This is a genomic window from Tardiphaga sp. GW822-FHT04G09, from assembly GCF_058800725.1.
In genome coordinates, this window is record NZ_JBXAMO010000006.1 from 204,087 (window position 1) to 216,900 (window position 12,814).

Annotated in this window: 12 protein-coding genes; 11 read left to right on the forward strand and 1 reads right to left on the reverse strand. The window is 63.8% G+C overall.

The window, feature by feature from the left end:
* Nucleotides 1–26 precede the first annotated feature (26 nt).
* From AC1RLZ_RS13820 to AC1RLZ_RS13865, 10 genes are all read left to right on the forward strand, one after another.
* On the forward strand, nt 27–1,043 hold the full coding sequence (locus tag AC1RLZ_RS13820; RefSeq protein WP_439062489.1) for a pyridoxal phosphate-dependent aminotransferase: 1,017 nt from the start codon (nt 27–29) through the stop codon (nt 1,041–1,043).
* Between the two features lie 353 nt (nt 1,044–1,396).
* Complete coding sequence (locus tag AC1RLZ_RS13825; protein WP_439086151.1) at nt 1,397–2,836, forward strand: amidase; 1,440 nt, start codon at nt 1,397–1,399, stop codon at nt 2,834–2,836.
* On the forward strand, nt 2,833–4,254 hold the full coding sequence (atzF, locus tag AC1RLZ_RS13830; protein ID WP_493189086.1) for an allophanate hydrolase: 1,422 nt from the start codon (nt 2,833–2,835) through the stop codon (nt 4,252–4,254). The genes AC1RLZ_RS13825 and atzF overlap by 4 nt, the downstream gene beginning before the upstream one ends.
* Nucleotide 4,255: 1 nt before the next feature.
* Nucleotides 4,256–5,239 carry an ABC transporter substrate-binding protein gene (locus tag AC1RLZ_RS13835; RefSeq protein ID WP_439062486.1) on the forward strand — a complete coding sequence of 328 codons (984 nt, stop codon included), beginning with the start codon at nt 4,256–4,258 and terminating at the stop codon, nt 5,237–5,239.
* A gap of 24 nt (nt 5,240–5,263) precedes the next feature.
* Nucleotides 5,264–6,061, forward strand: coding sequence for an ABC transporter ATP-binding protein (locus AC1RLZ_RS13840; protein ID WP_439062485.1), 798 nt, complete (start codon nt 5,264–5,266; stop codon nt 6,059–6,061).
* Nucleotides 6,062–6,064: 3 nt separating this feature from the next.
* Nucleotides 6,065–6,889: an ABC transporter permease gene (locus AC1RLZ_RS13845; protein ID WP_439062484.1), complete on the forward strand. Its 825-nt coding sequence runs from the start codon at nt 6,065–6,067 to the stop codon at nt 6,887–6,889.
* A gap of 86 nt (nt 6,890–6,975) precedes the next feature.
* Nucleotides 6,976–7,266 (forward strand): gamma-butyrobetaine hydroxylase-like domain-containing protein, encoded by a 291-nt coding sequence (locus AC1RLZ_RS13850; protein WP_439062483.1) that lies wholly within the window; start codon nt 6,976–6,978, stop codon nt 7,264–7,266.
* Between the two features lie 10 nt (nt 7,267–7,276).
* Complete coding sequence (locus tag AC1RLZ_RS13855) at nt 7,277–9,013, forward strand: fumarate reductase/succinate dehydrogenase flavoprotein subunit (protein WP_439062482.1); 1,737 nt, start codon at nt 7,277–7,279, stop codon at nt 9,011–9,013.
* A gap of 12 nt (nt 9,014–9,025) precedes the next feature.
* The gene (locus tag AC1RLZ_RS13860; RefSeq protein WP_184517127.1) at nt 9,026–9,259 is read left to right on the forward strand and encodes a 4Fe-4S dicluster domain-containing protein; all 234 of its coding nucleotides are present in this window, start codon (nt 9,026–9,028) and stop codon (nt 9,257–9,259) included.
* A 1-nt stretch (nt 9,260) separates the two neighbouring features.
* Complete coding sequence (locus AC1RLZ_RS13865; protein ID WP_439062481.1) at nt 9,261–10,214, forward strand: HEAT repeat domain-containing protein; 954 nt, start codon at nt 9,261–9,263, stop codon at nt 10,212–10,214.
* Here the strand turns inward: AC1RLZ_RS13865 and AC1RLZ_RS13870 are convergent.
* Nucleotides 10,211–10,933: a Crp/Fnr family transcriptional regulator gene (locus tag AC1RLZ_RS13870; RefSeq protein ID WP_439062723.1), complete on the reverse strand. Its 723-nt coding sequence runs from the start codon at nt 10,931–10,933 to the stop codon at nt 10,211–10,213. The two genes, AC1RLZ_RS13865 and AC1RLZ_RS13870, sit on opposite strands and share 4 nt — an antisense overlap.
* 458 nt (nt 10,934–11,391) lie before the next feature.
* Between AC1RLZ_RS13870 and AC1RLZ_RS13875 the strand changes: the two genes are divergently transcribed.
* Entirely contained in the window at nt 11,392–12,801 is a 1,410-nt protein-coding gene (locus AC1RLZ_RS13875) for an ABC transporter substrate-binding protein (RefSeq protein WP_439062480.1), read from the forward strand.
* The last annotated feature ends 13 nt before the right edge of the window (nt 12,802–12,814 follow it).

The following is a 12,814-nucleotide window of genomic DNA, read 5'->3' on the forward strand; positions in this document are numbered from 1 at the left end:
CCGCAAAGCGCGTATAGTCCGTCGCCATGACCGACGCACCCCGCTCCATCATCCGCCTGTCGCATAACGAGAGCCCGTTCGGCCCTTCGCCGCGCGCACTCCGTGCCATCGAAGAGAACCTTGCCCATCTCGACCGCTATGTCAGCGCCGAGCTGGACCAGCTCACTACCGCCATCGCCGCGCATGAACGTATCGCGCCGGAGCAGATCGTGCTCGGCGAAATCCTCGACGTGCTAGGGCTGTATCTCTCCGCGCAAGGCGGCCCCGGCGGCGAGTTCATTTATTCGGAGCCGGGCTATACGGCGCTGGTCGATGCCGTCGCGCCAGCCGGCGGCAAGGCCATCGCCGTGCCGCTGGATGATCGGCTCAACAACGACCTTCCGGCCATTGCCCGCCGGGTGAATGCGCAGACCCGCGCCGTCTATCTCGTCAACCCGCACAATCCGAGCGGCACTGTTAGTCCAGCCGAGGAATTCATCGCATTCGTCCGCGATCTATCGAACCGCGCGCTGGTGATCGTCGACGAAGCCTATCTCGACTACACGCCAGATCCGGAACGGCGCGCCGTGGCTGGCCTCGTGCGTGACGGCCATCAGGTCGTCGTATTCAGGACTTTCGCCAAGATCCACGGCCTCGCCGGTCTCGCCATCGGCTATGTGCTGGCGCCTGCCGAGCTCGCCCGATCGCTCAGGCAGATCGGCATTGGCGCGTTTCATGGCCTCAACCGCCTCGGCCTGGTCGCCGCTCAGGCAAGTCTGGCCGATCGCGAACATATCACCGCAGTGCGCACCGCGGTTGCCGCCGAGCGCGAGAGTTGGCACGCGTTGTTTCGCGCGAACGGCGTTTCCTTCTCTGCAGCGCAGGGCAATTTCGTGTTCTTCGATGCCGGCCAGCGACACGGTGATGTGACTGCAGCCCTTGCGGCGCGGGACATCGCGATCAAGCAATCCTATCCCGCGCTGCCGACCTGGCTGCGGATATCGATCGGCCTGCCCGATGACAATGTATTGGCGCGCCAGGTCGTCGCCGACAGCCTACGCTGATCACCAACAATGGCACCGAACGCCGGCAGGCGTATTTCAGAAGAAGTACGGCCACCAGCGCGCGCATCAAAGCGTGCGGAGGAAGGCGACGACCGCCACGCAGCATCCGGATAACGCGGATGCACCGCTTTCGCGGCATTCCGCGCCCACACCTCGCCGCCGCCGATCTGGCGAGCAGGCGTCGATCTGCTCTCTGAGAGAATGCTTTCGCAATATCTTTGTTCTCGAAAACTGCGCATGACAGTCGCCGCAGTTCGAATATCGCCTCGCAGCTCAATTCGGCAATTAATTGCTGCAAGGCGAATGTCGCGACGCCTACCCATTGTCTTGTCAAGCACACAAGGGGATGAGGCATGGCAATCCAGAGCGCTTCTGGTCAAGCGAATGTATCGGATGCAACAAGCGGCGCAGACGTCGCATTTCTTTCCGCTGTCGAACTTGTTGAGCTTTATCGTCAGCGAAAACTGTCACCTGTCGAAGTCACGCGCGCAATTCTCGATCGCATTCAACGGCTGGAGCCGAAAATCAATGCATTTGCCTTGCTTGACGCAGACTCTGCACTCGCATCCGCTGAAAGATCTGAACAACGTTGGCATCGTGGTGAACCTGCAGGTCTGATCGACGGTGTTCCGGTTGCGCTGAAGGACCTGATCCTGGCGAAGGGTTGGCCAACGCTGCGCGGCAGCCGCGCGGTCGATCCGAACCAGGAATGGAACGAAGATTCGCCGGCGACCGCGCGCCTGCGCGAGCACGGCGCCGTCGTGCTCGGCAAGACCACCACTTCCGAATTCGGCTGGAAGGGGCTCGGCGACAGCCCGCTGACCGGCATTACCCGCAATCCCTGGAATACGGCGCACACACCGGGCGGCAGCAGCGGCGGCTCGGGTGCGGCGGCGGCGATCGGCTTCGGCCCGCTGCATGTGGCGACCGATGGCGGCGGCTCGACGCGGCTTCCCGCTGCACATAGCGGCGCCTTCGGCTTCAAGCAGACATTCGGCCGCGTGCCGGTCTATCCGCCGTCGCAGAACGGCACGTTGTTTCACGTCACCCCACTCACCCGCTCGGTGCGCGATGCCGCACTGCTGCTCGACGTCATCGCGCGGCCCGACCTGCGCGACTGGAATGCATTGCCGCCGCAGGACGTGGCGTGGCAGAGCGGGCTTGAGGACGGCGTCAAAGGTTTGCGCATCGCTTATAGCCCCGCCCTCGGCTACGCAACGGTCGATCCCGAAGTCGCAGCCATCGTCGACAAGGCGGTGAAGGTATTCGCTGATCTCGGCGCCATCGTCGAGCGCGTCGATCCCGGCATCGAGGATCCGCTGCCAATCTTCCTGACTTTCTGGCAGGCCGGCGCCGCGAAACTCGTGGACAGCTTCGCCCCGGAACGGCGCAATCTCAGCGAAGCCGGCCTACTGGCCGCAGCCGAACAGGGCCGCGCGATCGGCGTCGTGTCCTACGTGAAGGCCATCGATCAGCGTGAGGCGCTGGGTCGGCACTTCAGTCGCTTCCATCAGTCCTGGGATCTGCTGATCACGCCGTCCACGGCATTTCCTGCTTCAGCCATCGATGCATCGCAGGCCGATCTTGCCACGCGGCCCATTCGCTCGCCCTTCACCTATCCGTTCAATCTGACGCAACAGCCAGCGGCATCGATTCCGGCCGGACTGACCGCGGCGGGTCTGCCGGTCGGCCTGCAACTGATCGGTGCGAAATTTGATGATGCGAAGGTCCTGCGCGCAGCGCGGGCATTCGAGATCGCGCGGCCCTTCGCAACACCGAAGGATCCCACGTGAGCTACCCTGCACCTGAAATCGAACTCGATCTGCCGACGCTTTCGGCCGCCTATGCGGATGGATCGCTGGCACCTTCGCGAGTCGTGGAGTCGATCCTCGACACGATCACAGCGCGCGGGGATGATGGCGTCTGGATCGGGCATGTCGGACGCGACGCGGTTTTCGCCCGTGCGCGTGAACTCGAAGGACAGTCGACCTCCGATCGCGCGGCCGCATCGCTCTGGGGCGTGCCTTTCAGCGTGAAGGACTGCATCGACGTCGCCGGGCTTCCTACGACATCGGCCTGCCCCGACTATTCCTATGTCCCCACCCGGCATAGTCCCGCGGTCGCGCGGCTGCTGGCGGCCGGGGCGATCCTGATCGGCAAGACCAATATGGATCAATTCGCCACCGGGCTCGTGGGCGTCCGCTCGCCCTATGGCGTGGCACGCAACCCGTTCGATGCCGACTACATTCCGGGCGGATCGAGTTCGGGTGCCGCCGTCTCGGTCGCGGCCGGCCTCGCCAGCCTGGCGCTCGGCACCGACACCGGCGGTTCGGGCCGCGTGCCCGCCGCGCTCACCAACGTGGTCGGTCTCAAGCCGACGCGCGGCCTCATCAGCGGTGTCGGCACGGTGCCGGCCTGTCGCTCCATCGAAACGATCTCGGTGTTCGCGCTCACCGTCGCCGACGCGCAGGCTGGCTTCGACGTCATCCGCGCCCATGATCCGGAAGACCCGTTCGCGCGGCCGCTGACGCTACGCGAAGCGGACGCATGGCCGTCGTTCCGCTTCGGCGTGCCCGCGGCGCCCTGGCTAGAGTTCTTCGGCGACACGGCGGCGGCCGCACTGTTCGATGCCGCCGTCGCGCGCCTCACGGCGATCGGCGGCGTGCGCGTCGAGATCGACTTCGCGCCGTTTCGCGAAATCAACGACATGTTGTTCCTCGGCCCGTGGCTGGCCGATCGCTACGGCGCGCTGAAGCCGTTCCTTGATCGCGACATCGATGCCGTGCTGCCAGTCACTCGCGACATCCTGCTGGGCGGTGCGCGGATCACGGGCGCGCAGGTCTTTGCCGGTCAGCAGCGTCTCGCCGAACTGAAGCAGAAAATCGACGCCGGTTGGCGCGACATCGACGTTCTCTTCGTGCCGACGACGCCCACCACCTACAGGATCGGCGAGATCGCGGCCGATCCCATCACCCTCAATGCCCGTATCGGCACCTACACCACATTCGTCAATCTGGCCGATCTCGCCGCAGTCGCCGTGCCCTCGGGTTTTCTGCCGAACGGCCTGCCGCAAGGCGTGACGCTGATCGGCCCAGCTCTGTCCGACCGCAGCCTCGCACGGCTGGCCGGCCGGTTTCATCAGCATTCCGGACTGCCGCTCGGTACGCACGGTCTTGGCATCGCGCCCCCATTCTCAACAAGGAGCTTGTGACGTGACGAATTCAGAACGGTTTTTCAGCCATGCCAGGCGATTGGCCCGCACCGCGTTGGTGCTGGGCGCGGCATTCGTTGCCTCGGCTGCGACGGCGCGCGCGGAGGATGTGACGATCGGCGCCGGCCTCTCCATGGGTTGGGGCCAGTTCTTCGTCGCCGATCAGGCCAAGACCTGGGACAAGCAGGGCCTCACGCCCAAGACCACGATCTTCGCCAGCGGCCGCCTCGCACTCGACGCTCTGGTCGGCGGCGGCGTGGTGGTGGCGACCGCAGCCGAAACGCCGGTGCTGTTCGCGAATCTCAACGGCCTGCCGGTGCGCATCATCGCCACGCTGAATCGTCAGGAATCCTTCGACCTTGTCGCCGTCAAGGACATCAAGACGATCAAGGATATCAAGGGCCGCAAGATCGGCTATTCGCAAGGCACCAACGCGCACTACTACCTGTCGAAGCTGCTGAAGGAAGCCAATCTGACCTTCGCAGACGTCACCGCCGTCAGCCTCAACCCCGGCGACTTCGTGACCAGCCTGTCGAATGGCGCGGTCGATGCATTCATCTGGACCGAGCCGCATATCTCGCTCGCGCTCAAGCAGGGCGGCGACAAGTTCCATGCGATCCGCTCGCCCGGACTCTATGTCGGATTTTCTACCGTGATCGCGCTGCAATCGACCATCGACAAGAATCCCGACCTGCTCGTGAAGGTGCTGAAGTCGCTGATCGATGCCAACGACCTCATCAAGAAGGATCCGAATGCCGCAGCAGCGCTGATCGCCGAGCGCATCAAGGTCGATCCGGAGATCGTCCGCAACTTCCTGCCGCGCACCCGCTTCAATATCGATCTCGAACGCGCGGATCTCGTCGCCGAACTGCAGACGCAGGCGAAATGGGCGATCGACAACAAGCTGGTGCGGCCGGACGTCAAGGTGCCGGACTTTAACACCGTCGTAGTCGGCTCGCTGCTCGACAAGGCGCGCGAGAAATAGAAACGGCGTCACCGGAGTCGTCGCATGAATGTGAGAGTGGACGTTTCCACGGCATCCGCGGTCCAGCGGCCGCTCATCGCCTGTCACGAGCTCGGACATGTCTATGACTCCGGGCGCGGCCGCACGGTCGCGCTTGACCAGGTGTCGTTGACCATCCAGCCCGGCGAATTCGTCTGCGTCCTCGGCCCGAGCGGTTGCGGCAAGACCACGCTGCTCAATATCCTCGCCGGCTTCGTGCAACCGTCGCATGGCGAGGTGCTGATCAACGACCATGCGATCGCCGGGCCGAGCCCCGAACGCGGCGTCGTGTTCCAGGACTACTCGCTGTTTCCATGGTTGACCGCGAAGGCCAATGTGGGTTTCGGCCTGCGCATGGCCGGGCGCCCGGCCGCGGAGCGCGAGGCCGTCGCCAGCGATCTGCTCCGCCAGGTCGGACTGCCGGAGGCTGGCGACAAATATCCGTTCGAACTGTCCGGCGGCATGAAGCAGCGGGTAGCGATCGCCCGCGCGCTGGCGACGCAGCCGGCACTGCTGCTGATGGACGAGCCGTTTGCCGCGCTGGATGCCATGACCAGGGCTTCACTGCAGACAAGGCTGATCGACCTGCAGCAGCAGAGCGCGCAGACGATCCTGTTCGTCACGCACAATATCGCCGAAGCGCTGGTGCTTGGCACTAGGCTGATCGTGATGTCACCGAATCCCGGCCGCGTGGTCGAGGATATCGTGATCGATCTCGAACGGCCGCGGCGGCGCACCACGCCGGCCTTCAACGAACTCTACGACCATGTGGCCCGCGCCATCGGTCTCGACACGGCAGAATAGGCGATGGCATTCAAGCTGAAGCGAAACACAGTTGCAGGCGCGTTCGGCACCGTCGGCTTCTTCGCGATCTGGGAGGCGATCAGCCGCAGCGGCCTCGTCAACAACATCATGCTGCCCGCACCAACCGCCATCGTGCTATCGGGCTGGGAGCTGCTGGCATCCGGCGAATTGCTACGCCATCTCGGCGCCAGCCTGTGGCGCTCGCTGCTCGGTTTCGTTGTCGGCTCGGTCCTCGCTATTGCAGTCGGCGTCGCGATGGCGCAACTGCCGCTGCTGAACGCAACCCTCAACCCTCTCGTGCAGATGTTTCGCGCCATTCCCGCACTGGCCTTCGTGCCGCTCGCGATCTTCTGGTTTGGCATCGGCGAACTGTCCAAGGTGTTCCTGATCGCCTGGGGTGTGTTCTTCCCTGTCTGGGTCAATACCTATCTCGGGGTGCGCGACACCAATCCGCTGCTCGGCCGCGCCGCGGCGAGCCTCGGAGCGCGGGGCTGGCGCAAATTCGCCTTTGTCGTCATTCCCGGCGCCCTACCATTCATCATTGCCGGCCTGCGCGTCAGTCTGTCGGTCGCGCTGGTGCTGCTGGTCGCCTCCGAACTCGCGGGCGCTGCATTCGGCGTCGGCTATCTCATCCAGATGTCGCAGCAGGTGTTTCGCGTCGACTACATGTTCGTCGGCCTGATCGTGCTCGGCATCATGGGTGTGGTTGCCGATTTTCTGTTCGAAGGCGCCGTACGCCGCCTGCTGCCCTGGTATGGCGCTGAGAAGTCGCTGCGCGGAGCGGCCGGGAACAGGAAAGAGCGCAAGCTGGCGGAACCAGCCGCCTGATTTGGGCACACCGCGCGGAAAGCAATTTATTGCAAGCCGTGTCGGCGACCGACGGTTACAGATCGATGCAAAGCTGGAGATTGCACATGCAACCGACCGAAGTCGCATTGATCGAAGACTACACCGTTCTCGCCGTCACCTGGGACGACGGCGAAACCAGTCGGCTGGATGCGGTAACCCTGCGCCAGGCCAGCCGGGCGGCGAGCGAGATCCGGCGCCAGGCCGAGGGCGTGGAGCTGATACTGCCGCCGGCGTTTCGCATGCAGAGTGTCGAGCCGATCGGCAACTATGCGCTGCGGCTATTCTTCTCCGACGGGCACGATCGCGGCATCTATCCGTGGGTGTATCTGCGCGAACTCGCCGGCCACGCAGCGTAAGGAACAGGCTATGGATGAGATCAAGCAAGGCCTGTCAGAAATCGAATGCGACGTGCTGGTGATCGGCGGCGGCACCGCCGGTCCGATGGCTGCCTACAAGGCCAAGCGCCGCAATCCCAAGGCGCGCGTGGTATTGCTCGAAAAGGCCAACGTGAAGCGGTCAGGCGCTATCGCCATGGGAATGGACGGGCTCAATAATGCCGTAGTGCCGGGCTTTGCGACGCCGGAGCAGTACACCAAGGAAATCACCATCGCCAATGACGGCATCTGCGATCAGGCGCCCGTCTACAAATATGCGTCGCGTTGCTTCGACGTCATCCAGGAATTGGACAGTTTCGGCATCAAGTTCCAGAAGACTGAGAATGGCGATTTCGACGTCAAGAAGGTTCACCATCTCGGCTCCTATGTGCTGCCGATGCCGAATGGCGAGACGGTCAAGAAGGCGCTGTATCGTCAACTGCGCCGCGAAAAGGTGCTGATCTCGAACCGCTACATGGCGACGCGGCTGTTGACGGCGAAGGACGGCCGCATCGCCGGCGTCATCGCCGTCAATACTCGCAGCGCGGAATTCCTGGTGCTACGCGCCAAGACCGTGATCCTCTGCACCGGTGCCGCCGGCCGTCTCGGCCTGCCGCAGTCCGGCTATCTCTGGGGCACCTACGAGAATGCGACCAATTCGGGCGACGGCTATGCGATGGCCTATCATGCCGGCGCAGGGCTCGCGAATATCGAATGCTACCAGATCAACCCGCTGATCAAGGACTACAACGGCCCGGCCTGCGCCTATGTGGCCGGTCCGTTCGGCGCCTATACGGCGAACAGCGAGGGCAACCGCTTCATCGAATGCGATTACTGGTCCGGCCAGATGATGCAGGAGTTCTACAACGAACTGCAGTCGGGCAAGGGGCCGGTATTCCTCAAGCTCAACCACCTGCACAGCGACACCGTCGGCCAGATCGAGGCGGTGCTGCACAAGGTCGAGCGGCCGTCGCGCGGCCGGTTCCACGAGAACCGCGGCACGAACTATCGCGAGAAGATGATCGAGATGCATATCTCGGAAATCGGCCTGTGTTCGGGCCACAGCGCCTCCGGCGTATTCGTCGACGAATTCGCCCGTACCACCGTCACGGGTCTTTATTCGGCGGGCGACATGGCAAGCGTGCCGCATAACTACATGCTCGGCGCCTTCACCAATGGCGCGGTAGCCGGCGAACATGCGGTGGATTTCGCTGCCGAGGTCGACTTCCCCGATTATGACCGCGACGATGTGGTGCGCGAGCAGGAACGCGTGCTGGCGCCGACGCGGCGTGACGACGGCATTCCGCCGAACCAGCTCGAATACAAGGCGCGCCGCCTCGTGAACGATTACCTGCAGCCGCCGAAGGTCACTGCCAAGATGCAGATCGGCCAAGCGCGCTTGGCGGAAGTGCGCGACGATCTCGACAATGAGATGGTGGTGCGCGACTCGCACGAGCTGATGCGCGCGCTGGAAGTGTCGTCGATCCTCGACTGCGCCGACATGGCGGCTTACGCCTCCTTGTTCCGCACCGAAAGTCGCTGGGGCCTCTATCACAACCGCGTCGATTATCCCGAGAAGAACGACGAGGACTGGTTCTGCCACAGCATCCTCAGCAAGCGGGACGGGCGCATGACTGCCGAGAAGCGTGCCGTCGAGCCCTATCTCGTCCCGATCGATGAGAGCGAACGCGACGCCTATGATCGCCAGCGCATACGCCAGCACGCCTGAGACGGAGCATCCATGCCCATTGCCTATGCACCCACCACCGTGCCCGTCGTCGTGGACGATGCCAAATGCATCGCCGACAAGGGCTGCACGGTCTGCGTCGATGTCTGTCCGCTGGACGTGCTGCGGATCAGCGACCTCACCGGTAAGGCCTATATGAAGTATGACGAGTGCTGGTACTGCATGCCATGCGAGACCGATTGCCCCACCGGGGCGGTGACCGTCAACATCCCCTATCTGCTGCGCTGACATGTCTGCATTCGAATCCTTCATTGACGTCGCCGAGATCGCAGAAAATCTGCAGAGTCCTGATGCCTCGGTACGCCGCCTCACGGTGATCGAGATCGCCGAGACGGCGAGTGACGAGGCCGTGCCGCATCTGGTCACGGCCATCAGCGACACGGCACCCGAGGTCAGGCTGCAGGCCGCGCGCGCGCTTGGCGAGTTTGATGGGCTTTCGGTCGCGCAGGCGCTGGTGCGCGGCGTGACGGATGCCGACCGTGACGTCGCGTCGGCTGCCGCAGAGAGCCTCGCCGAACTGCGCGATGCTGCGGCCGATGCAGCCCTGCTGCCGCTGGTGTCGCACCAGTCGGCCTTTGTTCGCGAAGCCATATTTAGAGCACTGAAGGAGCTGCGGAGTGCGATCGCCCTTGGCCCGGCCATCTTGGCACTGCAGGATGTCGATCCCGCCGTGCGCGTGCAAGCGGTGGGCGTGATCGGCTATCTCAAGAGCAACGAGACCCTGCCGTCGCTGATCAGTGCGGCGCGCGATGCCGATGCGCAGGTGCGGCTCGCTGCGGTCAACGCGCTGTCCTTTGCCCGCAATGCGGTTGCTGCGCAGGCGGCTTCGGGCGCGCTGGCCGACGACGCCTGGCAGGTACGCGCCGCCGCGGCCGAAACGCTCGGCCGGATCGGCGAGACTTCGGCTGCCGCAGCCGTGAGAGGCGCGCTCGGTGACACGTTCTGGCAGGTGCGCCAGAAGGCGCTGCAATGCCTCGGCAAGCTGAAGGCGCGGGATGCCGTCCCAGCCATTCTCGGCATTCTGGATGATCCCCTACCCTCGTTGCGCAAAGAGGCAGCTGCGGCCCTGGGCGACATCGGCGATATCAGCGCACAGGCACCGCTCGCTGCGCATGCCGCCGATATCGATCCGGACGTGCGCAAGACCGTCGCCTGGGCGCTCGGCCGACTGCTTGAGCGCTAATCCTTCAGCAGTATCTGTTCGAGCTGGTCGAGGCGGTGGATGCGGATAACGCCGCCATCGATGGAGACGATGCGCTTGGCGTGGAACCGCTTCAGCATCATCGTGACCCACTGCCGGGTCGAGCCCACCATCGCCGCGATCTGGTCGTGCGTCACCTTGCGGTTGATGACGACCGCGTCGCCGTCGGCCACGCCATAGAGCTCCGAGAGGTTCAGAATGTATTGCGCGAGGCGCTCGATCACCGACCGCGTGCCCAGCATCTGCGCCATCGACGAATAGCATTTTCCCTTGGCAACCAGCCCGTCGATTAGCGCCAGCGCGAAAGTGGGCATGCGCAGCAGCAGCGCCTGCAGTGTCGCGCTGGAGAGATGCGTGATATCGCAATCCTCGATGGCGACGCCGGACCACATATGGGTGCCGCCGCCGGAAATCGCCGGACCACCGATGAAGTGGCCGGGCGTCCAATAAGCCAGGGTGATCTCGCGTCCGGTCGGCGCGGTGTAGAACACCCGGACCTGGCCGCGCTCGATGATAAAAATTCCCTGATGATGCGCGCCCTGGCTGAAGATCGCCTCGCCTTGCCGCATCGTGAATTGGCGTCCGCTCTCGCGGATCTGCGCGCGCTCCTCCACTGTGAGGCGGTCGAGAAAATGGGCGCCATCGTTCAGGTCGTCGATCGTCTCGCTCATGAACAGCGCCGAAAGATCGCTCTGCCGCATAGCCGGCGCGGTTACGATCGAGCGACCGGATGCAACGCCCGTGGATGACGGTGATGTCCGGCATGCGTGCCCGCCACGCAAGGTCACGGCGGTTGCGGGAAGATACGCCTCACGAGAGTCCGAAAGCGTTTTCAGGCTGGCCATCGCATTTTCACTTGTGCTGAAGGTCTTGAAGCGAGGCTAATGGTGCGGCGCAGAGGAAGTCCACTCTTTTGAGCATCTCCAGATCGACTTGAAACGCCTGATGCGCGGATCGACGAAGCACGAGGGAATTCATCTGTAATGCATCGAACTCCTGCAAGATAATTTTCGGCGCCCCTCGCAGGCGCAACGCCGCGTCATGTTCGCTCGCCTGCGACGCCGGCGCGCATCGCAACTAATTGCTTCAGCGGCATCGTGCGCCGGTTCAACATCCGGGCGGAGCGTATCCGATCACTCGGATAACCAGGGGACATGCCATGAAACGATTTGGATTGGGGATTATTGCGGCCTTTGCGATGACGTGGGCAGGAACCTCGAGCGCCGAGACCATCCGCGTCGCACTCGGCACGCAGGATACGACGATCAATTGCGCCACCGGCGGGCTGATCGTCCGCGAACTCAAGCTGCTCGAGAAATATCTGCCCCGGGACGGCAAGTACAAGGACGTCACCTACGACATCCAGTGGAAGAACTTCACCAGCGGGGCTCCGCTCACCAACGAGATGGTGGCCGGCAAGCTCGATTTCGGCGCGATGGCGGATTTCCCGGGTTCGCTTAACGGCGTCGCGTTCCAGAAAGCCGGCCGCCGCAGCCTCTTCATCATCACGCTATCCGGCAGTACCAAAGGGAGCGGCAATGGCATTGTCGTTCCGACGAGTTCGCCCGCGCAATCGATCGCCGACCTGAAGGGCAAGACCATCTCGGTGCCATTTGCGTCGACGTCGCACGGCATGCTGCTACGGGCGATCAAGGCGCAGGGCTGGAATCCCGAGACCGACGTCAACATCATCACCCAGGCGCCGGAAGTCGCCGGCCCCGCGCTGCAGACAAATAAGATCGAGGCCCATGCCGACTTCGTTCCGTTCGCCGAATTATTCCCGTGGCGCGGCTTTGCCCGCAAGATCTTCGATGGCTCGCAGGCGGATGCGCCGACCTTCCATGGCGCGCTGGTCGATAGCGAATATGCGGACAAATATCCGGAGATCGTGCAGGCCTATCTGAGCGCGAGCATCGAGGCGGACCGCCTGTTCGCCGCCGAGCCGGAGAAATACAGCGAACTGATCGCCAAGGTAACCGGCATCGAGGCCGAGGTGAACTATCTGTTCCACGGCCCGCTCGGGCTGCAGACGCGCGGCCTGACCTGGAAGCCTGAATATCGCCAGGCGGTGCAGACCTCCATCGATACGCTGAAGCTGCTCAAGCGCGCCGATGGCGATCTCGATATCGACAAGTTCGTCACCGACAAATATATCCGCGCGGCCTTCGTCAAGGCCGGGCGCGACTATGATGCGGAGCTCAAGGATTACGCTCAGCTCGCGCTGAAGGCGAAGGACGCCCTGACCGGTGCCGAGATCACCGATGTCAGCCGGGTCGCGCAGATCTGGGTCAAGGACGAGCCGTTGGTGCGGCACTATACATCGCCCGAGAACGCCCTGAAGGCTCTGGCGGCACTGGAAAAGGACGGCAAGAGCGCGCGGGTCGTCTACGCGCAGGATCGCGAAAGCGGCATCAAGCTGTTCGCGCAGCAGGCCTGGTTCGTGCGCGCGGCCAATGGCGAACTCGGCGCCTTCCTGTCGCGCGGCACCGCCGAAAAATGGGCCGCGGCCAAGGGCGGCCAGGTGGTCGATTTCGCCGGCGCGCGTGAAGCCGTGGTGGTGAGCCGCTGATGGCGACGGCGAC